Raw genomic sequence first — 25,742 nt, forward strand, 5'->3', positions numbered from 1 at the left:
TTCCACCGCCCTGCACATCGGCCGGGCGAGACCGCGTTCGTTTCGCCGCCCAGATGCCGACCGCCGTCGGCCTCATCCGCGCGTTGGCGGCCCAGGCGGTATGAATCAAGCATAAAGGTAACAGATCCAACCGTCTGCGCGATCCTGCTAACATGAGCGGGCGTGGCCACTCCGCCGTCGATCCAGCGCATTGCCGCCGCCCTGCACTACCGCGACTTCCGCGTGATGTGGACCGGCGCCTGCGTGTCGAGCATCGGCACGTGGATGCAGGCGGTGGCGCAAAGCTGGCTGGTGCTGACCATCACCGGGTCGCCGTTCTACCTCGGCCTCGACGCGTTCCTCGGCGGAGTGCCCATCCTGCTCTTCACCCTGATCGGTGGCGTCGTCGCCGATCGGCACAATCGCCGCGCCATCCTGCTCATCTCGCAATGCGTCCAGCTCTCCACGGCGTTCGCACTCGCCGCCCTGGTCTACTGGCAGGTGGTGCAGGTGTGGCACGTGCTGGCGCTGTCGTTTATCACCGGCACGGCGCAGGCGTTTGGCGGGCCAGCCTACCAATCGCTGCTGCCCTCGCTGGTCGACAAGAAGGACGTGCCGAACGCGATCGCGCTCAATTCAATGCAGTTCAATATCGCTCGAATGGTCGGACCGCTGCTGGCCGGTATGGCATTCGCCGCCTGGGGATCAGCCGCCTGCTTCGGGCTGAACGGCCTGTCGTTCCTGGTGGTCATTGGATCGCTGCTGGCCCTGCGGACCGTCCAGACGCTGCCCGCGCGCACGCAGACGATGGCCGGCGAGATGCGGAGCGGGCTCGCCTACGTTCGCGGCAGTCGCCTGATGCTGACGCTCACGTTCCTCGCGCTCTGCACGACGATGCTGGCCTCGCCGGTGCTCACGCTCCTGCCGGTGATGGCGCAGAAGGTCTTCCTGCTGGACGCAGCGGGCTACAGCCGCTTGTTGGCGTTCTCGGGCGCCGGTGCGATCGTCGGTGCGCTGGGCGTCGCCTGGCTCGGACGGTTCAATCGGATGGGATCGACGGTGCTCGGCGTGCAAATCGGCCTGGGCCTCGTCCTCGCCGCCTTTGCCTCGTCTCGAAGCCTGCCACTGAGTTATGCGCTGCTCTTTGTCGGAAGCTTCGGCCTGATGATGAGCTTCTCGTTGCTGATGTCGCTGGTGCAACTGGCCGCTCCCGACGCGTTGCGCGGGCGCGTGGTCAGCATCTACATGGTGGCGTTCCGCGGCGGCATGCCGCTCGGCAGCTTGGCGGCCGGGTACGCCGCCCACGTGACGTCGGCCCCGGCGACGCTCACCGCCGCCGGAATATTGCTGAGCGTGGTCGCGACATTGTTTATGATGCGTGGACGGACGGTGAGGGAGTTTTAGGAGCGAGGCCACGCTGGAGCGTGGCGATCCCAGGCTCGATACAGGTCGGACCCTGGGACAGCGTGACACCCCGGGTCAGCCGAGCCTACTGTCCTGTGGACGTGACACCCCGGGTCAGCCGAGCCTACTGTCCTGTGGACGTGACACCCCGGGTCAGCCGAGCCTACTGTCCTGTGGACGTGACACCCCTGGGATCGCCGGGCTCCAGCCCGGCCCGAGTCCTGGCGGCGGGACACGCCGGGATCGCACGAATCGTCAAAGAGACACACACGGGAGACACATATGCATGTCCGCACGTCACACATCGTTGGGTTACTCACGCTGATGCCTCTGCTGATTGGCGCGACTGACGCTCGTGCCCAGGCGCAGTCCCCAGTCACGATGGGCGGGGTGACAGCCGCGCCGGGCACGCTGGTCTCCGGCGAGTTTAAGGTGCCGTCCCGTCCCGGTGATGACGGAACGATCATCCCGTTCTCGATCATCAACGGCACAAAGCCCGGCCCGGTGCTCGCGCTGGTAGCCGGCACCCACGGCTCCGAGTATCCGCCGGTCCTGGCCTTGCAGCGGTTGCGCACCGCCATCGATCCGAAGACGCTCAGCGGCACGGTGCTGATGGTGCACGTGGCGAACATGCCGTCGTTCCTGAAGCGCACAATCTACTATGGGCCGGCCGACGGCAAGAATCTGAATCGCGTGTTTCCGGGCAAGAAGGATGGCACGCTCTCGGAGCGCATCGCGGAGGTCATCACCCGCGAGGTGATCGATCGCGCGACGCACGTCGTCGACATTCACTGCGGCGATGGCAACGAGTGGCTGCGCCCTTACAGCTACTGGGTGGTGACAAGCGCACCTGCCGTCGTCGAGGCCAGCAGACAGATGGCGCTCGCCTTCGGACTCGATCACATCCTCATCGACACCGAGCGACCGACCAGCCCGGGCGAATCGGTCTATCTCGCGAACACGGCTGAGACGCGCGGCAAGTCGGGCCTCACGATTGAGTCGGGGGGCTGGGCGCAGACCGACGAGGCGTCGATCGCGAGGATTGAGCGCGGCGTGGCCGGCGTCCTGAAGCACCTGCAGATGCGTGCCGATGGCCCGGACCCGATCGCAAGCGCCGTGTGGCTAGGACCAAATGAGGTTCTCCGCAGCAAGTTCACGGGCCTGATCTACCCGGCCGTCGAGCCCGGGCAGACGGTGGCGCGGGGCGCGCTCATCGCGCGGGTCACCGATTTCCACGGCAAACTGCTGCAGGAGATCCGATCGCCGTACGCCGGCGAAGTGCTCTACGTGGTCGCCACCCCGCCCATCAACGAGGGCGAACCGGTGGGGTTCGTCGCCGAGCGCGTGGCCGGGCCCGAGTGGCGACCGAAACAATAAGGGGTTCGGGATTCGGGATCCGGCTGTCAGCGGATGCCGAACGTGCGGAGAATCAGCCCCATTCCGGCGCCCAGGGCCGCCGCGGCGGGGATGGTCAGCACCCAGGCCCAGAGGATCTGGCCCGCCACGCCCCATCGAACCGCCGACAGGCGACGCGTCGACCCGACGCCAACAATCGATCCCGTGATGGCGTGCGTCGTGCTGACGGGAATGCCGAATGCGGTGGCCAGGAAGATCGCGCCGGCCGCGCCCGTTTCGGCGGCGAATCCGTGCACCGGTTCCAGCTTCGTGATGCGCGAACCCATCGTGTGGATGATGCGCCAGCCGCCCGACAGGGTCCCGAGGCTGATCGCCGTGTAGGCCGCGAAGACCACCCAGGTCGGGATGCTGAAGTGGCCTTTGTCGATGTATCCGGCTGTCGCCAGCACGCCGGCGATGAGGCCCATCGTCTTCTGGGCGTCATTGGCGCCGTGGTTGATGCTGAAGAGCGCGGCCGATACCAATTGGAGCTTCCGGAACCAGTGGTCGACGCGACCGGGCGTCACGTCACGCAGAAGCCAGTAGATCGCCGTCATCAGGATCAGCCCCGAGACCAGACCGACCACCGGCGACACGACGATAAACACGAGTGTCTTGGTCCAGCCCGAGGGGATGATGGCGCCCCACCCGACCTCCGCAATGGCCGCGCCGGCGTAGCCGCCGATGAGCGCGTGCGAGGAACTGGTGGGCAACCCGAAGTGCCACGTAATCAGATCCCACACGATCGCGCCGAACAAGCCGGAAAAGATCACCGCGAAGGTCACGACGTGGATGTCGATCATCCCCGACCCGATCGTCCTCGCGACGGCCGTGCCGAACAGGAAGAACGCCGCAAAATTGAAGAACGCCGCCCAGATCACCGCCCTCCCGGGCGACAACACCCGCGTCGAGACGACGGTGGCAATCGAGTTGGCGGCGTCGTGGAAGCCGTTGATGTAGTCGAAGATCAGGGCCGCCCCGACCAGGGCAATGACGATAGCGAGTTCCATGGCTGGATTATGCGTGCTTCAACACGACGCCCTGGATGACGTCGGACACATCTTCGATCGAATCCACCGCCCCTTCGAGGTAATCGAAGATCTCTTTCCACTTGATCAGCGTGATCGGGTCCTTCTCGTCAATGAAGAGCGCGCTGATGACCTCCTGGTGGATGCGATCGGCTTCGTTCTCGAGCCGGTTGATTTCCACCACGCTCGGCGTGACGGCTTCGTGCTGTTCCATGTGCTTGAGAGCCAGCCGGATCTGCTCACACGCGATCACGATGATCCGGGAAAACTGCCGCACGCCGTCGCGCACGTGCGTGATCCGGTACTGCTCAAACAGGTGGGCCGCCGCGTCGATCGCGTCCATCACGTCGTCGAGCGAACTGGCCAGCGCGTGGATGTCCTCACGATCGATGGGCGTGACAAAGGTCTTGTGGAGACGCTGAAAGATCTCGTGCGTCAGGTAATCGCACCGGTGTTCCAGTTCCTTGATCTCGGCGGCTTTGCCGACCGACGGCGGGTCCGACGACAGCATCTCGTCGAGCAACTTGGCGGCGGCGACCAGATTGTCGGCGGCGGCAAGGAAATCCTGGTAAAACTTCTCTTCACGCGGGATTAATCGGAATCGCACGACAGACGCTCCCTTCAGCACTCCGGAAGAGTGATTGTAGCAGCTTCCACACGGCTTTTGCTTGCCCCGGTCCGCGCCATCGCCTACCCTATTCGCCATGCAGGACGTACTTGCCATCATCCTCGGAGGCGGCCGGGGAAATCGCCTGTACCCGCTCACGCTGATGCGCTCCAAGCCGGCGGTCCCGATTGGCGGAACATACCGGCTCATCGACATCCCGATCAGCAATTGCCTCCATGCCGGGCTGCGGCGGATGTTCGTGCTGACGCAGTTCAACTCGGCGTCGCTCAACCGGCACATCTCGCAGACGTACCGGATGGATCTGTTCTCGGGTGGGTTTGTCGATATCATGGCCGCCGAGCAGACGCCCGACAATCCGAACTGGTTCCAGGGCACGGCCGATGCCGTGCGCCAGGCGGCGCGGCACTTCGTCGCCTATGCTGCCGACTACTACCTGATCCTCGCCGGCGACCACCTGTACCGGATGGACTTTGCCCGGCTGATCGATTCGCACATCGATCGCAATTCGGACATCACCATCGCGGCGCAGCCGGTCGCCCCCGATATCGCCGGCGACATGGGGATCTTCCTGTTCGACCGGGCCGGCCAGATCGTCGGCTTCGAGGAGAAGCCGTCGGCGCAGCGGCTCGATCAAATGGGGCGTAGCATCCCAACCGGGTCGAGTTTCGGCGGGTACCAGCCCGACAAGCCCTTTATCGCCTCGATGGGCATCTATGTCTTCTCGCGGGAAGTGCTGCTGGACACCCTCGAGGAGTGCACCGCGACGGATTTCGGACGGGAAGTCATCCCGGCGTCGCTCTCCACCCACCGCGTGAACGCGTTTCTCCACAACGGGTACTGGGCCGACGTCGGGACCATTGAGTCGTTCTACGAAGCGAACATGACGCTCACGCGGGATCACCCGCCGTTCCGCTTCTACGATCCGAAAAAGCCGATCTTCACGCGGGCGCGATTCCTGGCGCCGTCACGCTTCATCGACGCGCACGTCGACCACGCGCTTGTGGCGGAAGGGTGCTACGTCAACCGCTGCACGGTGGAAACCTCGATTGTCGGGATCCGGACCCGCATCGACGAGCGCGCACGGATTCTGCGATCAGTGCTGCTCGGCGCAGACTATTACGAAGCCGACGAAGATGAAGCGGGCGATCGGTCGGTGGCGCTCGGCGTCGGCCAGGATTCCATCCTCGACAGAGTGATCGTCGACAAGAACGCCCGGATCGGGCGCGGCGTGCGGCTGGTGAACCAGGGCCACGTCGAGAACGCGGATGGCGAGAACTACTCCATCCGCAACGGCATCATCGTCATCCCGAAAGGCGCCGTGATCAAGGACGGGACCGTCGTCTAACCGACCAGGCCGCGCAGCACTCGTGGCGGCAGGAACCACTGGAGCTGGCCGGGCTCGGTTGGCGGCAGCGTGGCCACGTCGATGCGGCACACGGCGCCCTTCTTGAACGGAATCGCATCGCGCGCGCCGAGGAGGCGGGCTGCGACCATCCCCATCGACGGCTCGTGACCTACCAGCGCCACGCCATGCACGTTGGGCAACCGCGCTAGTTCGGCCATCAGCCCGTCAAACCGCCCGCCAGGCCGCAGGGCATCCACGACAGAGACGGCCGGCGCGTTCCTGAAGGCCTCCTTCAGCAGCGCCGCAGTCTGGATCGCTCGCACGAGCGGACTCGTGAGTATATGCTCGATCTCGACGCCAAGCCGACGCAAGGCCTTGAACTGGACGCGCAACCGTTGGGTTCCCTCATCGGTCAACGGCCGTGCCGGGTCGTCTGGGAGGGCCGAGCTCGGGTCGGCGGCGATTCCGTGGCGAATAAGGTACAGCGCGCATGGCGACATCATGTGTTAACCACTCCCGGAGTGATGGTGCCAGCACAGTTCTCGTACCGGCACAGTTTTCGAGCCGGCACAATCACTCCGGGAGTGGTTTGCCCATCAAGCCCAGCGTGACGGCCGTATGCCGCGCCCGGCCGACCACCGGCACCAGCGCCACGCGCTCGTCGAGGTAACGGCTGTGGAGTTGGCGGACGCGCTCGTCGAGATCGTCGGCCAGCGCGCGCAACTGGCGTCTGGTGCGGGCCGTGCGGCTTTCCGCCTCACAATCGCGCACGCGGCTCGCCAGCACCTGCAGGTCGTGCAGGATGCCCAGCAGGTCCTGCAACAACTTCAGTCGCTTGATTGACCCGTCCAATCGAAATCGCCCGAGCTCCGCGACAATCTCGAGGGCGTACCGGAACGTCTTCAGCGCGATGCGTACCTCGTGCAGCGGCCCTGGCGCATACACCGCCCCGACGGCTCCGACCGCCTCGTCGAGTCGTGCAATTCGCTCCTCCAGGCGGGCCGCGGACTGGGCCGCGCAGCGGGCCATCTCCTCTGGCGAGTCGAGCTTGGTCGCCAGGTCGCGAACGCGCCGGACGAGGTGACCGACGTGAATCCTGGCGAGCGCGCGCCCAACTTGTGGCCACATCCGCTCGCGTTCGAGCGCGGTCCGGATTCTGACAAACGCGATAGCCGCCGCATGCTCGGGAGCGCTGGTTTCCAGGTCGGCCAGCGTCGCCAGGGCCACGTCGATCTCGCGCAGCGGTCCGAGCCGCCGGGTGATGGTCCGAATATTCCGCCGCAGCGCGCGCGTGGCGTGCTCGCCGGCCACAGCGACCAGCAGCGGCAGCATCTCCCGCAGGCGGCGACTGGCCACCCGGGCCTGGTGGACGCCCTCGATCTCGCCATTGACGGCAGGCAGCACCTGCCGCTCGATCGCGTTCAGGCGCCGCCGCAGTAGGAGACCTGGTCGTGCCAAAACGCGCATGAGCCTATTATAGTGACTGCCTCCAGTCAGAGCGGCTGAGTCGTCAGCCGCGCGGAAAACGGACCACGATGCAGCTAGCCGCCATCGACATCGGGACCAATTCGCTCCACATGATCCTCGTCCAGGTGGCGCCGGATGGATCGTTCACCGTCGTCGGGCGCGAAAAGGACATGGTGCGCCTGGGGGCCGGCGGCCTGGAGGGGCGCCCGCTCGGCGACGCGGCCATGACGGCGGCCCTGCAAACGCTTTCCCGATTCAAGCGGCTGGCCGACTCCCGCGCCGTGGACGAGATCATTGCCGTGGCGACCAGTGCCGTGCGGGAAGCGCCGAACGGGGGCGATTTCCTCGCGAGCGTTCGGCAACACACCGGCATCCAGGCCCGCGTCATCACCGGCATCGAAGAGGCGCGGCTGATTCATCGAGCGGCCGTGCACGGTGTCGACGTCGGCGCCGGCACGGCCGTCGTCATCGACATCGGCGGCGGGAGTACCGAGATCACGTATGGCACGGCAGCCGGTGCGCAACAGGCACGCAGCTTCAGGCTCGGCGTCATCCGCCTGACCGAGCGATTCGGCACAAGCGACCCGCTCAGCCGGGCTGACGAGCGGCGGATGGTGCGGCATATCCGGGGAGAACTCGGCGGGTACCTCAAGTCGCTGGCCAAGGGGGGTTTTGCGCGCGTTATTGGCACGTCGGGCACGATTCTGAGTCTCGGGGCGCTGGCCCTCGGCACGCCTGGTACGGCCGCGGAGTTCACGCTTCACCACCGGCGTGTGCCGGCACGCGGCATCCGGCGCGTGCGGGACCAGTTGACGGGCCTGTCGCTCGATCGTCGACTGGCCCTGCCCGGCCTCGATCCGAAGCGCGCGGATCTGGCGGTGTCGGGCGCCGTGTTGCTCGACATCATCCTGCGGCAGCTCGGAGCCGTCGAGATCACGCTGTGCGGACTGTCGTTGCGGGAAGGCGCGGTGCTCGACTACGTCCGTCGGAATCGCGTCGCCATCGAGCGTATCGAACGGTACCCGGACATCCGCCGACGCAGCGTGATGGAGCTGGCGCAACGGGGCACGCACGCCGCCGAGCACGCGCAGCAGGTCTCGCGCATGGCGCTCGCCATTTTCGACCAGACACAGCGGCAACATCGTTTGGACCAGCGGGCGCGGGAGTGGCTGGAACTCGCCTCGATCGTTCACGACATCGGCGAACACATCAGCTACGAAGACCACCACCGCCACTCGTACTACATGGTGAAGAACGGCAATCTGCGCGGGTTCGAGCCAGACGAGGTCGAAGTGATTGCCCTGCTCACCCGCTACCACCGGCGCGGGACGCCGAAGAAGAGCCATCCGACTTTCGCGCGCCTGCCGCGGCCCGTACGCCGGGCGGTCCGCTGGCTCTCGGCGATGCTGCGGGTGGCCGAAAGCCTCGACCGCAGCCGCGCGCAACTGGTCGAACGCCTGACGCTCACGGAACACGACGACGGGTGGAGGATGCGCGTCATCGGGCGCGGAGACCTCGAGCTTGAAATCTGGGCGGCCCAGCGCAACATCGGACCGCTGGCGGAGGAACTGAGCGTGCCGGTCCTCGTTGCGGGCGCGCGAGCGCGACGCCGCGCAATTCGCCAGAGCGGCGCGGCCACCAGCCGGTAACCGGCAGCCGGCACGGGCGTATACTACGACTCATGACCACGACGCTTCGACTCGCCCTGCTCCCGTGCCTGATCGCCCTGACTGGCTGCTCGGTGATGGCCGTTCAGCCCACCGACTTGTCAGCCTTTGACGGCGGGAAAGCCTACGAGCATGTGCGGGCGATGGTCGGTTTTGGGCCGCGGCCGGCCGGCTCCCCCGCGCTCGAAGAAACCCGCAAGTACATCCGGGCGCAGATGACGGCGCTCGGGTTCAAGACCGAGGACCAGGCCTTCGACGTCGAGACGCCGATCGGCAAGATCCACATGGTGAACCTCCGAACCACGATCCCGGGGACGCGGCCCGAACGGCTGCTCATCACAGGGCATTACGATACGAAGTTCTTCCGACAATTCCGGTTTGTGGGCGCCAACGACGGTGGATCGAGCGCGGCCTTTCTGATCGAACTGGCGCGGGTGCTGAAGGGACGCAAGAACCCGTTGACCATTGAGCTGGTCTTCTTCGACGGCGAAGAAGCCACGCTGCCCGACTGGACCGGCAACGACCACACGTACGGCAGTCGCCACTACGTGGATCAGGCAAAGCGCACGAACGACCTGACGCGCATCAAGGCGATGATCCTGGTCGACATGATCGGTGACCGCAATCTGAATATCCGCCGCGAAACGTATTCGACCTCGTGGATGACCGACATCATCTGGTCAACCGCTCGTGCCAACGGATACGGCGACAACTTCCCGTCCGACGGCATGGCGGTCGAAGACGATCACATGGCGTTTCTGCAGGCCGGGCTGCCCGCCGTCGACATCATCGACCTGGACTACGCGCCCTGGCACACGCCCGACGACACGCTGGACAAGGTGAGCGCGCGCAACATCGAAGCGGTGGGACGGACGCTGGTGGCCGCGCTGCCGAAGATTGAATCGAGGCTACTCGGTCCCGCGCGGTAGTGAGCCGGCCCGGCGGCGGCTCGCCGCCACCCAGACCAGCGAGAGGCCGACAGCGCACACGCCGCCGCCAATGGCGGTCGCCATCCACGCGCCGCGCACCACGGCCTCGTCCATCACCCCGTGAATGGTCGCGCCAGGCCCCTTGCCCTGTTCGTGGAGGATCTGCCGGGTGAGGTAGTCGCGTGCGCCCTGGGCGACGGTCGCGTCAAAGACATCGTTCCACAGCACGAATCCGAAGACGAACCACAACACAACGGCCGCCCGGCGCGCGATGATCCACCGCCGGCTATTGGCCATGGCGGACGATGAGCACCGTCATGTCGTCACTCTGACTGGCGCCCGCGGTAAAGGTGCGCACTGAAGCGAGCAGCGCCTCGCGCATACTGGCTGGCGTCGCGCCGCGGTTGGCTGTCAGACAATCGATCAACCGATCGTCGCCGTACTCGTCGCCGGCCGTATTCTGTGCCTCGGAGATGCCGTCGCTGAACACCACCAGCGTGTCGCCCTGATCCAGCTGGACGGTCTCCTGATCGTAAGTCGCGAAATCGAACAGCCCCAGGATCATGCCGCCCGTCTCGAGCCGCACCACGCAATCCTTCTTCACGAGCACCGGCGGGTTGTGCCCCGCGTTGCAGTAACTGAGCGTCCCGTCGGCGCCGACGATACCGTAGAACATCGTCACGAAACGCGACTCGACCGACCGGCGCTTCAAGGCCTGATTGATCTGCGCGAGCGCCTCGGCCGGCCCGGAACTGGCCGCCGCCTGCACCGTGAACATCCCCTGCACCATGGCCGTCAGCAGCGCCGCCGGAGCGCCCTTGCCCGACACGTCACCAAGGGCAAAGCCCAACCGTCCGTCGGGCAGGTCGAGGTACTCGAAGAAGTCGCCGCCAATCGCGCGACACGGAACCGACGTGCCCGTGGCTTCGAAGAACCCGCCGCGACGTTCGCCTTCCGGCATCAACGCCTGCTGAATCTCGGCGGCGATCTTCAGCTCCTGTTCGAGCTTCGTCTTCTCGGCCGCCTCGCGGTACAGGCGGGCGTTCTCGATGGCCACGGCCGCTTCGGTCGCCAGCGTTTCGAGCGCACCGCGCGTGACCGGCGACAGGATCGACCCGCGCTCCCGGCTGTCGAGATACAGCACGCCGATGCGCTTCTGGTCGAGGTCGGCCTCAGCCTGTTCAACGTAGCGGACCAATACCAGGGGCACGCAGAGCACGTGGCGAATGCCCAGCGCGACGGTGCCCACGTGGGAGTTGGCCAAATCGCCATCGAGCAGGTCGGCGACGATGCGCGCCTCGCCGGTTTCGAACACCTGCTCGGGGATCTTGCGGCTCGTTTCGAACGACTTGCCCGGCAGCGTCACGCGGCCGCGCGCCCGGCCCATCTTGAACTCGAGTCGGTTGTCGGGTCCGGCCAGCATGATGAACCCGCGCTCGGCGCTCGCCACGTCGATGGCCGAATCGATGACCATCGCCAGCACCTCGTCGAGCACGCGGCCGCTCCCGAGCGCCCGGAGACCTTCGAGCAGTGTGGCCACCTGTCGCAGGTCACCAGCCGCCGAGGTGGCCCGATCAACCGACGCGGTGCTGCCGGAGTCGATCTGGAAAATCACCTGGCTCTCGTTGCTCTGCCCCAGGCGGACCGTGTCTCCGTTCTTCAGTTCGCGATCGCCTGCGACCTGTTCGCCGTTGACGAAGGTGCCAAAGCGCGATCCCCGGTCGCGAATCACGTATCGCTCACCGTCGCTGACGATTTCCGCGTGATCGCGCGACACGTCGGTGCCGGACAGGCGAACATGGCATTCGGTGCGCCGCCCGAGCGTGGTCACCGCGTCCTCGATGCTGACGACGCGACGGCCGGTCGGATCGATCACTTCCAAACGTGCCGTCATCGTCTGATCCTCCGAGCCAGGCGCGACACCAGCACGATGACCGCGCAGCCGGCAATGGTCCAACGCAGCCATTCCGGTACGCGGCCAGCGGCCGCGCTCGCCATGAACAATCCGGCGCCGACCAGCACCGCCAGGCCAAGCGCCGCCAGCCACAAGGGCCGCCGCGTGGTTCGCCGGCTCGACGATCCCGGCCCCTGCGGCTCAGTCGTGGATCGACCACATCGGTAGCAGATCAACGCCTTGTCGGCGATTGGCGTCCCGCAATGTATGCACGTCACGTCGTGTGAATCCTGCCCTTCGACCCGAGTTGTGTGGCGCACCGCACCGCCTTATCGCAGCCGTCCCAGCAGGGTGCGACGTTTCGCCGCCCAGGTGAGCTCAGGGTCTAAAAGCCAGATTATACGTGCCCCCGGCCCGCACGCGCTAGCAGCCCGTGGTGCAGCAGGCCTTCGGTATACTGCTGCCATGATCCCGATCCGGGATGCCGTACCCGCGCGCACTCGCCCGATCGTGACGCTGGCGCTTGTCGCGGCCAGCGCCGCGGTCACGCTCCTGTTCAGCCTGCTGCAGACGGGTCAACTCGGGACCTCCGCGCTCGCCGACATCGGCCGAGCTGGCGTGGCTCCCGGCCCCGTCGCATGGCTGCTGGCCACGCTTTCGCTGGTTCGACCGTCGGGCTGGTTTCAGGGCGTCGCATGCGCTGTCGCACTCTGGCTGTTCGGACCGACCGTCGAGGACCGCGTGGGACACGGCCGGTTTGTCGTGCTGTACGTCGGATGCGCGGCCGCGGCTGCGGCGACCGTGGCAGCGATTGGCACGCTGTCGGCCACCGCCGTCGTGCTGCTGCCTGGCGCGGTCGGCGGGGTGATTGGCGCGCACGCCGCGCTCTATCCGAAGGCGCGCATCCTCGTGCTCATACCGGTGGCGCACGGGCTGGACGTCGGCGATGTGCCCGCCGTCATGGTGGCCGGTCTCTGGGTTGTCGCCCAGCTGGGAAACAGCCTGACGCATAACGCGATGCTGTCTGGATGGTCCCCCGGTCTGGCGCTCGTGCAGCTGGCCGCAGGAATCGCGTCAGGAGCCGCTGCCGCATTCCTTCTCAAGCGTCCCGAGCGCATGCGCGTCGAATGGTGGAACCCCTGATGGCAGGCCCGCGTGCCGGGGTCTGAGTTCGGGTAGGATGGAAGGCCACAGGTGACCGGATTCCTCATGAGAAAAACTTCCCTGGTGCTCAGCCTCATTACCGTCGTGTGCCTGGTGGCGGCGCTCGGCGGCCAACAGACCAAGCCGGCCGCGGTTTCTTTCATTCATCACGTGCTCAACGTGAGGTTGGATCCCACCCGGCACACCGTGGCCGTCACTGACGAGATCGCGTGGCCAGCCGACAACACGACGTCGCCATTGACCTTCGTGCTGAACGGCAAGCTGCGGATCACCGCGTCTGACCCGAAGGTCGAAGAAGTGATCGCGCCTGCGACGGCGCGTCCCGTGGGCATTGACCAGGGGAGCCCGGTCCCGGTCAAGCGCTATCGCGTGATGCGCACGCCCGGCTCGCCTGTTCTCAAGCTGACTTACGAGGGCGTCATCGACCGGCCGCTGTCGGATCCGAAAGAGGAATACACGCGCGGGTTCCGCGAAACCTCTGGGCTGGTTGGCCCCGAGGGCGTGTACCTTGCCGGCAGCTCGGTCTGGTATCCGCGCGTAGACGAGGAGTTCGTGACTTTCCGGCTGGATGCGGCGACACCAGATGGCTGGCACCTCATCAGCCAGGGCAACGGCACCTCGCGCGGAGACGATGGCCGGGCGCGGTGGGATTCGAACGGACCGATGGACGAGATCTACCTCGTCGGCGGACCGCTCAATGTGTTCAAGGACTCGGCTGGCGCCGTCGAGACGCTTGTCTACCTGCACGAACGGGACGCCTCGATCGCCAGTAAGTACCTGGCCGCGACCGCGCAGTATATCGAGATGTACCGGACGCTCATCGGCCCGTATCCCTATGGCAAGTTCGCGCTGGTCGAGAACTTCTGGGAGACCGGTTACGGCATGCCGACCTTCACACTGCTCGGCCCGCAGATCATCCGGTTTCCGTTCATCATCAACTCGTCGTACCCGCACGAAATCCTGCACAACTGGTGGGGCAATTCGGTGTTTGTCGACGCCGCCGCCGGCAACTGGTGCGAGGGCCTGACGGCGTACATGGCCGACCACCTGATCCAGGAACAGCGCGGCACGGCCGATGAGTACCGCCGGTCGACGCTGCAGAAGTACCGGGACTACGTGAAGACCGGGCGCGACTTCCCGCTGGCCGAATTTCGCAATCGTTTCAGCGCAGCCACCGAGGCGGTGGGTTACGGCAAGGCGCTGATGGGCTTTCACATGCTGCGGCGCCATATCGGAGACGAGGCGTTCCGGAGCACGGTGGCGCGGTTCTACCGCGAATTCAAGGGCAAGCGCGCGACGTTCCGCGACTTCCAGCGCACCGCCGAAGCGGTGAGCGGCAAATCGCTCGCGTGGCTCTTTGACGATCTCATCACGCGCGTGGGTGCGCCGACATTTCAGGTAAGCGGCCCGGCCGGCGCGGGCACTACTGTGGCCGTACGCCAGGAGGGCGACAAGTTTGTCGTCTCAGGCATGCTGCGGCAGACGCAGGCTGGTGCGCCGTTCGTCGTCGACGTGCCTGTCCTGGTGCAAACCGAACGGGGAACGACGCCGTCCATCGTGCGTATGGAGAAGGCCGCGCAGACCTTCTCCGTGACGACCGACGCCAGACCTCTGGCGTTGCACGTGGATCCCCGGTTCGACATCTTCCGCCGGCTCGACGCGCGCGAAACGCCGCCGTCGATCGGCCAGATCTTTGGCGAATCGTCCATCCTCGCCATCCTGCCGTCGAGAGCCGGCGCGGCCGAACTCGACGGCTATCGTGCGCTGCTCAAGGGATGGCAAAGCGACAGTCACGCCATCGAGATCACAAGCGACGCCGCAGTCACGGCGCTTCCGGCCACCAAGGCCGTGTGGTTGCTCGGTCGGACCAATCGGTTCGCCAACGCGGTCTTCGGCCACCAGCAGGGATTGAAGCTGGCCGCCGACGCGGTCGATCTCGACGGCGAGAACATGGCGCTGGCCGGCCACACGTTGGTGGTCACCGCACGCCATCCCGCCACGCTCGAGAAGGCGGTGGGCTGGATCGTGGCCGACCCGGTGGCGGCCATGCCTGGTCTGGGCCGCAAGCTGCCCCACTACGGCAAGTACTCGTATCTCGGGTTTGAGGGCGACGAACCGGTCAACACGATCAAAGGCCAGTGGCAACAGTCGGATTCTCCGCTCCGCGCCGATCTGCGGCCGGCCGGCCAGTCGAGCGCCACGCTCGCGGCGCTCGCGCCAGAGGTGCGCAAGGCGCTGGCCGAACTGCCGCCCGTGTTCTCGCAGCAGACGCTGCGCGATCACGTGACGTACCTCGCGTCGCCTGAACTCAAGGGACGCGGTCTCGGCACTGCCGGACTCGACGCCGCCGCCAGGTACGTCGCTGACAAGTTCAAGGCGTACGGTCTGGCGCCGGGCGGTGATGCCGGCACGTACTTCCAGAAGTTCACGGTCGCCAAAGGCGAGGACGGGCAGCCGCACGAGGTCGTGAACATCATTGGCGTGCTGCCGGGTGCGCGCGCCGACTGGAAGGACCAGAGCGCGATGCTGTGCGCGCACGTCGATCATCTGGGCCTCGGCTGGCCCGACGTCCGCAAGGGAGACGAAGGCAAGGTCCATCCGGGCGCCGACGACAACGCAAGCGGCGTGGCTGTGCTGCTCGAGATGGCGCGTGCGCTGGGCTCGGGCGACAAACCGCCGCGTACCATTGTCTTTGCGGCCTTCACCGGCGAGGAAGCCGGCCGCCTCGGCTCGAAGTACTACGCGGAGCACCCATTGTTCCCGCTGAACAAGATGGAAGGCGTGATCAACCTCGACACGGTGGGACGGCTTGGCACGCAGAAGCTGACGGCGCTCGGGACGGGCACCGCCACCGAGTGGCAGCACATCTTCCGTGGCGCGTCGTTTGTTACGGGGGTCGAGAGCCGGAACGTGCCGGAATCGATCGAATCATCCGATCAGATGAGCTTCATCGAGAAGGGCGTGCCCGCAGTGCAGATCTTCACGGCCGCCCACGCTGACTATCACCGGACCACCGACACGCCGGACAAGATCGACGTCGCCGGTCTCGCGAAAGTCGCGACCTTCGTCAAGGAAGGCATCGTCTATCTGGCCGAGCGGCCGGAACCCCTGACCAACACGATTCGTCCGGCAGCAGGGGCCGCGACGGCAGCCTCGTCAACACCCGCCCAGCCGGCGACCGGAGGCCAGCCAGGAACCGCGCGACGCGTCAGCTTTGGCACGGTCCCGGACTTCGCGTTCGAGGGCCCCGGCGTCAAGGTGAGCGGGCTTGTGCCCGACTCCCCCGCCGCGAAGGCAGGCATCAAGGAAGGCGACACACTCTTGAAGATCGATGGCAAGCCGGTCGCCAACCTGCAGGGATTCTCAGACGTGCTTCGCACGCTGGCGCCGGGCCAGACGGTGCAGGTGGTGATCAGTCGCGACGGCAAGGAGCAGACGTTGGCCGTCACGCTGGTGGAAAGATAGAGACGGGATTCGGGGGTCGGGGTTCGGGGTTCGGGGTAGGAGAGCATTCATGTCACGACGATCGATAGCGGCGGTGGTTCTTGTTCTGACACTCGCGGTGCCGGCCATGACGGCGGCCCAGGATTCATCGTGGCGCCTGAAAATTGGCGACCCGGCGCGCAAGGACCGCGACGTCGTCCTGGTCCTCGACGGCATCCTCGACACGGCGGCGGGCAAGCTGCTGACGACGGGTGAACTGGCGGCGAAGCTCGACGATGTGAAGGTGGTGTTTATCGGCGAGAGCCACACCGATATTGCATTCCACCGCGTGCAACTGCAGGTCATCCAGGAACTGCAGAAGCGCGGGCGCGATGTCCTCGTTGGCCTCGAGATGTACCCCTACACCCAGCAGGCGTCACTCGATATCTGGAACCAGGGCAAGGAGAGCGAGAACGACTTCGTCGCCGCGTCGCAGTGGTACAAGAACTGGGGCTACCACTGGCAGTACTACCGCGACATCTTCCTGCTCGCCCGCGACAAGGGGATGAAGATGTACGCCGTCAACACGCCGCGCGAGGTGGTGACGGCCGTCCGCAAGAAGGGCTTCCAGAACCTGACGCCCGAAGAGGCCGCGCGCATCCCGTCGAAGGTCGACACGTCGAACGAGGAGCACAAGCAGTTGTTTCGCGCCTTCTTCGCTAGCGACGACAGCATGATGCACACGATGAGCGGCGCGATGTTCGACGGCATGTTTGCCGCGCAGTGCACGTGGGATGCCTCGATGGGCTTCAACGCCGTGCAGGCGCTGAAGAAGTTCGGGGGACCCAAGAGCGTGATGGTCGTGTTGATCGGCTCGGGCCACGTGGCCTATGGGCTGGGCATCCAGCGTCAGGCCGCGCTCTGGTTCGATGGCAAGATGGCGTCGATTATTCCCGTGGCCATCGCCGATAGCGGGGGCCGGCCGATGGGCAACGTCCAGGCGTCCTATGCCGACTACCTGTGGGGTCTGCCGAAAGAAGACGATCCGGTGTATCCGTCGCTTGGCCTGTCGACGCGCGACAACAAGGGCGAGGCACCACTCGATGTGATCGACGTGCCCAAGGACTCGGTCGCCGCGCTCGCCGGATTCAAGGTTGGCGACGTGATGCAGGCGATGGATGGCACGCCCCTCAAGAGCCGCGAGGTCATGAACACGCTGATGGCGGAGAAGCGGTGGGCTGACGCCGCAGTGTTCACGGTGGTGCGCGGCAACCAGACCATGACGTTGACGGCCTACTTCCGACGGACGCTTCCCGCAGCAGCCACGAAGTAGTGGCAGTCGCCCGGGGAGCGCCGGTCCGCACGGCGTCCCCGGGATCTCCATCCGCAATTCGAGCGTCGTGAATATGAGAGAATATACGCGCCTCCAGGCGATCCTGATCCATGTCCGAATCCTCGCTCACCACGGTTCCACTGCTGCCGTCTGAATTGCCGGTCGTCCCGTTGCGCGACACGGTGGTATTCCCGCTGACGCTGCAGCCACTGGCCGTCAACCGGCCCGTCTCGGTCGAATCGATCGATCGAGCGCTCGGGCGGGACCGGATGGTGCTTCTGCTGCAGCAGATCGGCGACGCCGAGGATCCAGGCCCCGATGGCCTCCGCACCGTCGGCACGGTTGCCGTCATCCGGCAGATGGCCAAAAACCCCGGCGCCATCCAGATTGTGGTCGAAGGCATCGCGCGGGCACGTGCCACCTTCATCACCAGAACCGACAACACGCTGCAGGCCGAAATCGAACCGCTTCCCGAGGAACCAGCAGCCGGCCCGGAAGTCGATGCGTACGTCCGCCGCCTGCGGGAGCTGAGCGAGAAGGCGTTGACGCTGGCCACGGGCCTGTCCGCCGATATCAGAGGCATGGTGGCGGCCATCGACCAGCCGTTGCGCCTCTGCTACGTGATTGCCGGCATGCTCGACCTCAAGGGCGATGCCAAGCAGAAGCTGCTCGAGGAAGATCGGCTGGAGATCAAGCTGCAGACAGTGGCCAAGGAACTCGGTCGCGAAGTAGCCGTGCTCGAGCTGAAAGGCAAGATCGAAACCGAAACCCAGCAGGAGATGAGCGCCGCCCAGCGCGAGTACTACCTGCGCCAGCAGTTGAAGGCCATTCGCGACGAACTGGGCGAAGGCGAGGGCGCCGAAACCAGCGAGGTCAGCGATCGCATCAAGCGCGCCAGGTTGCCCGAGCATGTCGTCAAGGCGGCCGAACGCGAGGTGACGCGGCTGGACCGGATGACGCCCGCCTCACCTGAGTACCACATGATCCGGACCTACCTCGACTGGATCCTCGAGGTGCCGTGGTCGGTGACCACCGAGGACCGCCTTGATCTGGTCGAGGCCCGGCGCGTGCTCGACGAGGATCACTACGATCTCGAGAAGGTCAAGGACCGGATCGTCGAATACCTGGCTGTCCGCAAGCTCAAGGGCGACATGAAGGGGCCGATCCTGTGCTTTGTCGGCCCGCCCGGCGTCGGCAAGACCTCACTGGGCCAATCGATCGCCCGCGCGATGAACCGCAAGTTCGTCCGCATCTCACTTGGCGGCGTGCGCGACGAAGCCGAGATCCGGGGGCATCGCCGCACCTACATCGGCGCCATCCCGGGCCGCATCGTGCAAGGCCTGAAACAGGCGGGGTCGGTGAACCCGGTGTTCATGCTCGACGAGATCGACAAGATCAGCGTCGGCTACCAGGGCGATCCCGCCTCGGCGCTCCTCGAAGTGCTCGATCCAGCTCAGAACCATACGTTCCGCGATCACTATCTCGAGGTCGCCTGCGACCTGTCGCGTGTGCTGTTTATCGCCACCGCCAACCAGTTGGGCACCGTCCATCCCGCGTTGCTCGATCGGATGGAGATGATTCAACTGACCGGCTACACCGACGAGGAGAAGCGTCAGATCGCGCGGCGCTACCTGATTCCTCGGCAGATTGGCGAGCACGGCCTGCCCGCCGTGTCGGTCACTATTGAAGACGCGGCCCTGCTGCGCGTGATTGGCGAGTACACGCGAGAGGCCGGCGTGCGAAACCTCGAGCGGCATCTGGGCACCGTGTCGCGCAAGGTCGCTGCGCGCGTGGCCACCGACAATACCGACGTGACGGCGATCGCGCCGGGCGAGGTGCTGGCGACTGTTGGCGTCGACGATTTGCAGGGCTACCTGGGACCGCCGAGGTTCCGCCGCGACGTCAAGTTCAGGACCGCCCGCCCAGGCGTCGCGACGGGCGTGGCCTGGACCGAAAGCGGCGGCGATGTGCTCTATATCGAGGCGACGCTGATGCCCGCCGGCCACGGCCAGATCACGCTCACCGGGCAGCTTGGCAGCGTGATGCAGGAATCCGCTCGCGCTGCCGTCAGTCACCTCCGCGCGGCGGCAGAGGAGCTGGGCCTGCCGGCTGATCTGTTCAAGAAGAACGATCTCCACGTCCACGTGCCTGCAGGCGCCATCCCCAAGGACGGCCCGTCGGCGGGCGTGACGATGGCCACGGCGATCCTCTCGGCGATTCGCAAACAACCCGTGCGATCCGACGTCGCGATGACCGGTGAGATTACGTTGAGCGGTACCGTACTGCCGGTCGGCGGCATCCGCGAGAAGGCGCTCGCGGCCAGGCGTTACGGCATCACGACGTTTATTCTGCCCGAGCAGAACGCCGGGGACATTCCCGAGCTGCCGGAAGAAGTCCGCCGCAATATGACATTTGTGCCGGTGACCGCGCTCGACGAAGTGCTCGCGCTGGCGCTACCTCCGTCAGAAGCGCCTCCGCCGAAGCCCGACGCGGCGGCGGCCACTCCCGCGAACGCAAACGCTCCTGCGGCCACTGACCAGCCCAGCCCTGCAACCGAACCGGTGCCGGATCTGGTGCCAACGGCCAGCCCGAATCCGTCAGGCCAGTGAGCGAACGACCGCCTCCCTTGACAGCCCGTGGTGCACGCGTGATCGCGTTCTACATTTCCGGGCACGGGTTCGGTCACGCGTCCCGGGTGATCGAAGTCATCAACGCCGTGGCGGCGCTGGCGCCATCGACGACCATCATCGTCCGCACCGCGGCCGCCAGGTGGCTCTTCGACGTCACGCTCCGCGCCGCGGCCGAATACCACCACGTCGTCTGCGACGTCGGTGTCCTGCAGACCGACAGCCTGCACCTCGACATTCCGGGCACGTTTCGAGAAGCGTCCCACTTCTACGCCGGCCTTGACGGCCGGGCCGAGGACGAAGCCAGGTTCCTTCGCCAACGACGCGTCGATCTGGTCGTGGCCGACATGCCGCCGCTCGCGTTTGTCGCTGCCGACAAGGCGGGCATCCCGTCGGTGGCGATGGGTAACTTCACGTGGGACTGGATCTACACCGGCTACCCGGAGGGCGTGGCGGGCGCGCCGGATCTGGTTCCGACGATTAGGCGTTCACATGGCCTGGCGTCGCTCGTGGTACGCCTCCCGATGTGGGGTGGCTTCGAGGGGTTCTGCTGCCCCGTCGTCGATGTGCCGTTTGTGGCGCGGTGCTCATCTCGCGACCCATCAGAGGTGCGCGCCAGGATCGGCGTGCCAGACGGTGACCGCATGGTGCTCGCCTCGTTCGGTGGACTCGGAATTGCGGGACTGAATCTCGAACCACTCGCCCACGTGGATGGCTACACCGTCGTGACCACCGGGCACGCGCTCGGACTGGCGGGGAGCCTCCCCAACCGCGTCGTGCTCCTCGACGACGCGGACGTCTATGCCGCCGGGCTGCGCTACGAAGATCTCGTGCGCGCCGCCGACGTCGTCGTCACCAAGCCCGGGTACGGCATCCTGGCCGAATGCCTCGCCAACGACACGGCGGTGCTTTACACCTCTCGCGGCCATTTCGTGGAGTACGACGTCATGGTGGCGGCCATGCCCGGTTTTCTGCGATGCCGGTTCATCGATCACGACGATCTCTATTCGGGGCGCTGGCAGCCCCATCTCGATCGCCTGCTGGCGCAGCCTGCGCCGCCGACCCGGCCCGCCACTAACGGCGCCGACGAGGCCGCGCGACACATTCTGCAGTTCCAAGCTGGCCCCCCTGCGCGGGCGGCAGTGAAGACTGAATGGGGTCAGACGTCGGTCACTTGACGCACGTCACCAGCAGCCACAGCGATTTGGGGAAGTTGACCTTCTCAGCCGACACGGCTTTGAGGCCCGTCTGGTGCAGTAGCCCCTCCAGGTCCAGGTCGACCTTGAAGCCGATGTACAGCGTGAGCGGGGTGAAGAACCGCTCGATCGTCGACATCACCGGATTGGCGCTCCGGAAGTGATTCAGGAACATGATTCGGCCACCGGACCGGCAGACCCGGCGCATCTCGCGCGCCACGGTAATCGGATCGGGCACGCAGTTGATCAAGTAGGGCGCGTACACGACGTCGAACGAGTCGTCCGGGAACTGGATGGCGCTGGCGTCCATCTCGCACAGGCGGACGTGCGTCAGGTCGTGCTTCGCCACCTTCTCGTGCGCCTTCTCCAGCATCGACGCCGAGAAGTCAATGGCCGTGATGTGCGCATGCCGCGGATAGAGCGGCAGGCTGATGCCCGTTCCGACGCCGACTTCGAGCACGCGATCACCGGGCTGCAGGTCCATCCGTTCGATGGCGCGCACGCGTCCCGGATGAAGCGGGGGTCCGAAGAACACGTCGTACGAGGACGCGATGTTGGCGTACACATCGGACATGAACGCCTTCTCGACCGGTGTCGCCGATAAGGCCGGTGCCGCAGCATCGCCGTGTGTCAGCAGTTCCTGATGGACGTGGTGACCGTCAATGTCGAATAAGCTCATGGCAATATTTTCCGATAACCGCCGAAAATCATAGCGTGGCTCGGCCACTCCCGGCAAGCACTCCAGCGGCGCCGACGCTGGCCGGATATGTCTCGAGGCGCTCGTACTTCCAGGTGTCGAGATCGATGAGCAGGTACGACTCGTCCACCGGACCCAGTCCAATCGACCGCACACCCTGCCGCACGTCGTCGTGATAGACGTGGTGATGTCCGGACAGGTGCATCTTCGGACGGACCGAGGCGAGCACTTCGTTGATCGGCGTCTTGCCGACATCCTGCCGGCGCCCGCGCACCTCCATGTAAAACGGTCTCGCCGCTTCGTGCGAGACGAACAGATCGATGCGGTCGAGCGCCCGCAGGGCATCCACCTCGACGCGGAGAAAGTGCCGGCGCTTGTCGTCACGCGCCATGGCCGGGAAGGCGCCCCGTGACGGCGCCAGCCTCGGACGCGGGATATCAACCGATAATCTATCGTACCACGTTGGCGCCATCGTGCCGCCGAGTCCCGCCACGATGATGGGACCGACCTGAATCGCCATACCGTTGGGGATGTAGTGCAGATTTGGCAGCGGGTCGAGCGTGCCCGCCACCAATCCGGCCACGAACTCGAGGTTGTCGTTGTTGCCCTTGATCCAGTAGAGCGGTGAGAGTGGAGACTCGTACACGCCGCTGGCGTCGGCGAGATCGCCCACCGACACCCAGCAGCGTACGTCGGGGTGACGGTGCATAATCGCACGGACCGACACAAAATCGCCGTGCACGTCGCCCAGAGCGCCCAATATCATGGCCGATCGGTCGCTAGCGCCCCGCCGCGCGAGCCGCCTGGGCCGGCACCAGCAGATCCTGCTTGTCCCAGATGAAGTCGTTCTTGCTGTAGACGGCCAGCTCGTAGTCCTTGCCCATGAAGATGGCCGACACCGGGCAGGCCTCTTCGCAATAGCCGCAGAAGATGCAGCGCGTCTTGTGGATCTGATACGTGCTGGCGAACCGCGGGCCGGCCGCGACGCTCCCGTCGTTTTCGGCCGCCTCGAGGTAGATGGCGTCAGACGGACACGCGACCGCGCACAGACCGCATGCGACACATTTCTCGAGGCCGTTCTCGTCGCGCATCAACACCTGTTTGCCACGATATTTCGGAAACACCGGGACCTTCTGGTCCGGATAATTCACGGTGATGGGTTTCTTGAAAATGTGCTTCAGCGTCGTCGCGAAACCGACAATCAGCGGACGAATCATTCGACCTGCCTTCGCACCCGCCGGGGTGCGCCAGAGAGGGCCCCCAAGAAAAGGCCGATTCATCATAACACGTTCATCCTCAGCGGTTTGACAGCCTCCGAGAGCGGCCGGTATAGTCGTATCGTTGCCGCATATCAAGCCCGATCCGAGTCGAAGTGCCACGCGCGAAGTCCGCGTCCTCTTCGTGAGTTGTCTCGTGTAACCCGTGGTCCAGGAAGCACATCTCCTGTCGACGCAACAGCTGCTGACGACGCTGGTCGTGAGGGTCGCGATCGTGGCGGTGCTGGCCACGATGCTGGTCCGCTATCACCGGTTCCGCGACCTGCTCATCAGCGAGCGGCGGGAATGGCCGGCGCGGCTGTTTTTTGCCGTGGGCCTTGGCGTTCCGCTCGCCGCCGGGGTGACGGCCCGCATCCTGCTGCACTACGACGCCGCCGACCTCACGCTCGAGGGCGCGTTTCTCGCCGGGCTCATCACCGGCCCCTGGGCTGGTGCGCTGGTCGGTCTGATGATCGGCACGCCGGCGCTGCTGCACTACGAGTGGGCCGCGCTGCCGTTTGCCGTGGGCTGCGGATTCGCGGGCGGCGGATTGCGCGAGGCCTGTCCGAAGGAAGAGATCTGGCGGTTCTCGCCGTTCATCGTCGCCGACCTTCCCCGCTATCTGTGGCGGATGCTCCGATCGATTGGCCTCGAATGGCAGGTCGTCCTGCTCTCGGCGCCAATTGGCCTGGAACTGCTGCACCAACTGCTCGGCCGGCGCTGGCCGCTCAGGATGTTCTGTCTCGAGCCCGACTCGCCGTGGACGGCCGCCGTCGTGTTCGTGATGACGGTGCTGTGCGTGGCCACGCCGCTCAAGATCTGGAACAACGCGCGGATTGAGCACCGTCTGCACGAACAGGACAAGCTGCTGCTCAGGGCTCGCATCGACGCGCTGTCGAGCCAGATCAACCCGCACTTCCTGTTCAACACGCTCGCCTCGATCTCGTCGCTCATCCGCACGAAGCCGGAAACCGCGCGGATGCTGATCTTCAAGCTGTCCAACATCCTGCGCCGGCGGTTGCGCAGCCAGGACCACTTCATCCCGCTGCGTGAAGAACTGACGTCGCTCGACGAATACCTCGACATCGAGGTCGTGCGCTTCGGCCCGCAGTTGACCGTCGAGAAGCAGCTGCAGGCCGACATGCTCGACGTGCTCGTGCCGAGCATGATCCTGCAGCCGCTCATCGAGAATTCGATCAAGCACGGCATCGCGCCGAAAATCGGCGGCGGCCGTATCGTCATCAGGACGCGGCGCGAGAACGGCAGGGCCATCATCGAAATCGACGACAATGGTCTTGGGATGTCGGACGAGCGCTTGCGATCGGCGATGACCGATGGCATCGGCCTGAGCAATGTCAACGAGCGGCTCCGGGTGATCTACGGCGCCAACTTCACGATGACCCTTACGAGCGAACCCGGGCGCGGCACGGTGGCGCGCATCGAACTGCCGGTCGCACCAGTTCCGGATCGGGTGACCTCATGACGCCGGAACTCAAGGCCGTAGTCGTCGATGATGAGCAGCCCGCCCGGGAAGAGCTCTGCTTTCTGCTGGACCACATGGACGGCATCAAGGTGGTCGGCCAGGCCGACAACGGCGTCACCGCCCTCACGCTCATCGGCGATGCCGAGCCGCACGTGGCGTTTCTCGACGTCCAGATGCCCGGCCTGACCGGCTTCGAGGTCGCGCAGGTGCTGATCGAGAAGCGCTCGCCGTCGCACGTGGTGTTCGTCACGGCCTACGACCAGTACGCGATCGACGCGTTCGACGTGAACGCGGTCGACTACCTGCTCAAGCCGGTCGAGAAGGCCAGGCTGGAGCTGGCGGTCCAGCGGATCCGGCAGCGCGTCAGCGCGGACCCCGCCGGCGACAACGGACTCGAACGGCTGGTGCGGATGGTGGCGGATCGACAGCGGCAGCGCCACCAACTCGCCGTCAAGGTAAACGACCGGTTTCTGCTGGTGCAGGCCGAAGAAATCATCTTCGCGTCGGTGGAAGGCGATACAATTCATATTGCAACCGGACAGGCTTCCGGCACGGCAAACTATAGGACGCTCGATGAGCTGCAGGCTCGCCTCGATCCTGACGTGTTTTGGCGGGTTCACCGGTCGCATCTGGTCAACATCAACAAGATCAAGGAGATAGTGCCTTGGTTCAGCCGGAATTTCATGCTGAGGATGAGAGACGCGAAGGGTTCGGAGATTCCCGTGAGCCGGTCGCAGACCAAACGGCTTCGGGAATACCTGAAACTGTAGATCTCTACAACGACCCACGGCCGATCGACCCGCCGGTGTTTTCGGGCCCCGTCTGGC

Annotated in this window: 22 protein-coding genes; 12 read left to right on the plus strand and 10 right to left on the minus strand. The window is 65.6% G+C overall.

The annotated features are described in order from the left end of the window. The first annotated feature begins 162 nt into the window (after window positions 1–162). A complete protein-coding gene (locus tag NT151_12800; protein ID MCX6539793.1) occupies window positions 163–1,383 on the plus strand; it encodes an MFS transporter in 1,221 nt (406 codons plus the stop codon). Window positions 1,384–1,665: 282 nt separating this feature from the next. Further along, window positions 1,666–2,760, plus strand: a complete 1,095-nt coding sequence (locus NT151_12805; protein MCX6539794.1) for a succinylglutamate desuccinylase/aspartoacylase family protein — start codon at window positions 1,666–1,668, stop codon at window positions 2,758–2,760. Between the two features lie 26 nt (window positions 2,761–2,786). Here NT151_12805 and NT151_12810 read toward each other — a convergent pair whose 3' ends face one another. After that, window positions 2,787–3,788 carry an inorganic phosphate transporter gene (locus tag NT151_12810; GenBank protein MCX6539795.1) on the minus strand — a complete coding sequence of 334 codons (1,002 nt, stop codon included), beginning with the start codon at window positions 3,786–3,788 and terminating at the stop codon, window positions 2,787–2,789. A gap of 7 nt (window positions 3,789–3,795) precedes the next feature. After that, on the minus strand, window positions 3,796–4,413 hold the full coding sequence (locus NT151_12815; protein ID MCX6539796.1) for a DUF47 family protein: 618 nt from the start codon (window positions 4,411–4,413) through the stop codon (window positions 3,796–3,798). 97 nt (window positions 4,414–4,510) lie between these two features. On the opposite strand from NT151_12815, the gene NT151_12820 reads away from it, so the two are divergent. Continuing rightward, window positions 4,511–5,779: a glucose-1-phosphate adenylyltransferase gene (locus tag NT151_12820; GenBank protein ID MCX6539797.1), complete on the plus strand. Its 1,269-nt coding sequence runs from the start codon at window positions 4,511–4,513 to the stop codon at window positions 5,777–5,779. On the opposite strand, the gene sixA is transcribed toward NT151_12820, so the two are convergent. Continuing rightward, a complete protein-coding gene (gene sixA / locus NT151_12825) occupies window positions 5,776–6,282 on the minus strand; it encodes a phosphohistidine phosphatase SixA (protein MCX6539798.1) in 507 nt (168 codons plus the stop codon). The two genes, NT151_12820 and sixA, sit on opposite strands and share 4 nt — an antisense overlap. A 70-nt stretch (window positions 6,283–6,352) precedes the next feature. Continuing rightward, the gene (locus NT151_12830) at window positions 6,353–7,246 is read right to left on the minus strand and encodes a CHAD domain-containing protein (GenBank protein ID MCX6539799.1); all 894 of its coding nucleotides are present in this window, start codon (window positions 7,244–7,246) and stop codon (window positions 6,353–6,355) included. A 68-nt stretch (window positions 7,247–7,314) separates the two neighbouring features. On the opposite strand from NT151_12830, the gene NT151_12835 reads away from it, so the two are divergent. Beyond that, window positions 7,315–8,895, plus strand: coding sequence for a Ppx/GppA phosphatase family protein (locus NT151_12835; protein MCX6539800.1), 1,581 nt, complete (start codon window positions 7,315–7,317; stop codon window positions 8,893–8,895). 32 nt (window positions 8,896–8,927) lie between these two features. Continuing rightward, window positions 8,928–9,842 carry a M28 family peptidase gene (locus tag NT151_12840; protein MCX6539801.1) on the plus strand — a complete coding sequence of 305 codons (915 nt, stop codon included), beginning with the start codon at window positions 8,928–8,930 and terminating at the stop codon, window positions 9,840–9,842. Here NT151_12840 and NT151_12845 read toward each other — a convergent pair. The 3 genes from NT151_12845 to NT151_12855 are packed head-to-tail and all read right to left on the minus strand — an operon-like array spanning window position 9,822 to window position 12,056. After that, entirely contained in the window at window positions 9,822–10,139 is a 318-nt protein-coding gene (locus NT151_12845) for a hypothetical protein (GenBank protein MCX6539802.1), read from the minus strand. The two genes, NT151_12840 and NT151_12845, sit on opposite strands and share 21 nt — an antisense overlap. Further along, window positions 10,129–11,736 carry a SpoIIE family protein phosphatase gene (locus tag NT151_12850; GenBank protein ID MCX6539803.1) on the minus strand — a complete coding sequence of 536 codons (1,608 nt, stop codon included), beginning with the start codon at window positions 11,734–11,736 and terminating at the stop codon, window positions 10,129–10,131. Before NT151_12850 ends, NT151_12845 begins: the two co-directional genes overlap by 11 nt. After that, on the minus strand, window positions 11,733–12,056 hold the full coding sequence (locus NT151_12855; protein MCX6539804.1) for a hypothetical protein: 324 nt from the start codon (window positions 12,054–12,056) through the stop codon (window positions 11,733–11,735). Before NT151_12855 ends, NT151_12850 begins: the two co-directional genes overlap by 4 nt. Before the next feature lie 145 nt (window positions 12,057–12,201). Between NT151_12855 and NT151_12860 the strand changes: the two genes are divergently transcribed. From NT151_12860 to NT151_12880, 5 genes are all read left to right on the plus strand, one after another. Further along, entirely contained in the window at window positions 12,202–12,879 is a 678-nt protein-coding gene (locus NT151_12860) for a rhomboid family intramembrane serine protease (GenBank protein ID MCX6539805.1), read from the plus strand. A gap of 66 nt (window positions 12,880–12,945) precedes the next feature. Continuing rightward, a complete protein-coding gene (locus tag NT151_12865; protein MCX6539806.1) occupies window positions 12,946–16,365 on the plus strand; it encodes a M20/M25/M40 family metallo-hydrolase in 3,420 nt (1,139 codons plus the stop codon). Between the two features lie 49 nt (window positions 16,366–16,414). After that, window positions 16,415–17,656 (plus strand): ChaN family lipoprotein, encoded by a 1,242-nt coding sequence (locus tag NT151_12870; protein ID MCX6539807.1) that lies wholly within the window; start codon window positions 16,415–16,417, stop codon window positions 17,654–17,656. A gap of 110 nt (window positions 17,657–17,766) precedes the next feature. Continuing rightward, the gene (lon, locus tag NT151_12875; protein MCX6539808.1) at window positions 17,767–20,265 is read left to right on the plus strand and encodes an endopeptidase La; all 2,499 of its coding nucleotides are present in this window, start codon (window positions 17,767–17,769) and stop codon (window positions 20,263–20,265) included. Window positions 20,266–20,303: 38 nt separating this feature from the next. Continuing rightward, window positions 20,304–21,461, plus strand: coding sequence for a hypothetical protein (locus NT151_12880; GenBank protein ID MCX6539809.1), 1,158 nt, complete (start codon window positions 20,304–20,306; stop codon window positions 21,459–21,461). On the opposite strand, the gene NT151_12885 is transcribed toward NT151_12880, so the two are convergent. Genes NT151_12885 through NT151_12895 form a run of 3 tightly spaced genes read right to left on the minus strand, consistent with a single transcriptional unit; the run spans window position 21,454 to window position 23,393 of the window. Then, window positions 21,454–22,158 carry a methyltransferase domain-containing protein gene (locus NT151_12885; protein MCX6539810.1) on the minus strand — a complete coding sequence of 235 codons (705 nt, stop codon included), beginning with the start codon at window positions 22,156–22,158 and terminating at the stop codon, window positions 21,454–21,456. The genes NT151_12880 and NT151_12885 overlap by 8 nt on opposite strands. Window positions 22,159–22,186: 28 nt before the next feature. After that, a complete protein-coding gene (locus tag NT151_12890; GenBank protein ID MCX6539811.1) occupies window positions 22,187–22,942 on the minus strand; it encodes a hypothetical protein in 756 nt (251 codons plus the stop codon). A gap of 13 nt (window positions 22,943–22,955) precedes the next feature. Continuing rightward, entirely contained in the window at window positions 22,956–23,393 is a 438-nt protein-coding gene (locus NT151_12895) for an NADH-quinone oxidoreductase subunit I (protein ID MCX6539812.1), read from the minus strand. A gap of 205 nt (window positions 23,394–23,598) precedes the next feature. Here NT151_12895 and NT151_12900 point away from each other — a divergent pair, with 205 nt between their 5' ends. Together NT151_12900 and NT151_12905 are read left to right on the plus strand one after the other, a co-directional pair. Then, complete coding sequence (locus NT151_12900) at window positions 23,599–24,915, plus strand: histidine kinase (protein MCX6539813.1); 1,317 nt, start codon at window positions 23,599–23,601, stop codon at window positions 24,913–24,915. Beyond that, on the plus strand, window positions 24,912–25,685 hold the full coding sequence (locus NT151_12905) for a LytTR family DNA-binding domain-containing protein (protein ID MCX6539814.1): 774 nt from the start codon (window positions 24,912–24,914) through the stop codon (window positions 25,683–25,685). Before NT151_12900 ends, NT151_12905 begins: the two co-directional genes overlap by 4 nt. The last annotated feature ends 57 nt before the right edge of the window (window positions 25,686–25,742 follow it).

This window comes from Acidobacteriota bacterium (assembly GCA_026393675.1).
GTDB lineage: Bacteria > Acidobacteriota > Vicinamibacteria > Vicinamibacterales > JAKQTR01 > JBAXOX01.

Excerpts from the sequence above, each read along its gene's own strand:
- NT151_12885 (MCX6539810.1), bottom strand. The coding sequence starts at position 22,158 with ATGAGCTTATTCGACATTGACGGTCACCACGTCCATCAGGAACTGCTG.
- NT151_12890 (MCX6539811.1), bottom strand. The coding sequence starts at position 22,942 with ATGATATTGGGCGCTCTGGGCGACGTGCACGGCGATTTTGTGTCGGTC.
- NT151_12830 (MCX6539799.1), bottom strand. The coding sequence starts at position 7,246 with ATGCGCGTTTTGGCACGACCAGGTCTCCTACTGCGGCGGCGCCTGAAC.
- NT151_12840 (MCX6539801.1), top strand. The coding sequence starts at position 8,928 with ATGACCACGACGCTTCGACTCGCCCTGCTCCCGTGCCTGATCGCCCTG.
- NT151_12820 (MCX6539797.1), top strand. The coding sequence starts at position 4,511 with ATGCAGGACGTACTTGCCATCATCCTCGGAGGCGGCCGGGGAAATCGC.
- NT151_12905 (MCX6539814.1), top strand. The coding sequence starts at position 24,912 with ATGACGCCGGAACTCAAGGCCGTAGTCGTCGATGATGAGCAGCCCGCC.
- NT151_12805 (MCX6539794.1), top strand. The coding sequence starts at position 1,666 with ATGCATGTCCGCACGTCACACATCGTTGGGTTACTCACGCTGATGCCT.
- NT151_12845 (MCX6539802.1), bottom strand. The coding sequence starts at position 10,139 with ATGGCCAATAGCCGGCGGTGGATCATCGCGCGCCGGGCGGCCGTTGTG.
- NT151_12895 (MCX6539812.1), bottom strand. The coding sequence starts at position 23,393 with ATGATTCGTCCGCTGATTGTCGGTTTCGCGACGACGCTGAAGCACATT.
- NT151_12850 (MCX6539803.1), bottom strand. The coding sequence starts at position 11,736 with ATGACGGCACGTTTGGAAGTGATCGATCCGACCGGCCGTCGCGTCGTC.
- NT151_12810 (MCX6539795.1), bottom strand. The coding sequence starts at position 3,788 with ATGGAACTCGCTATCGTCATTGCCCTGGTCGGGGCGGCCCTGATCTTC.
- NT151_12865 (MCX6539806.1), top strand. The coding sequence starts at position 12,946 with ATGAGAAAAACTTCCCTGGTGCTCAGCCTCATTACCGTCGTGTGCCTG.
- lon (MCX6539808.1), top strand. The coding sequence starts at position 17,767 with ATGTCCGAATCCTCGCTCACCACGGTTCCACTGCTGCCGTCTGAATTG.
- NT151_12835 (MCX6539800.1), top strand. The coding sequence starts at position 7,315 with ATGCAGCTAGCCGCCATCGACATCGGGACCAATTCGCTCCACATGATC.
- NT151_12870 (MCX6539807.1), top strand. The coding sequence starts at position 16,415 with ATGTCACGACGATCGATAGCGGCGGTGGTTCTTGTTCTGACACTCGCG.
- sixA (MCX6539798.1), bottom strand. The coding sequence starts at position 6,282 with ATGATGTCGCCATGCGCGCTGTACCTTATTCGCCACGGAATCGCCGCC.
- NT151_12860 (MCX6539805.1), top strand. The coding sequence starts at position 12,202 with ATGATCCCGATCCGGGATGCCGTACCCGCGCGCACTCGCCCGATCGTG.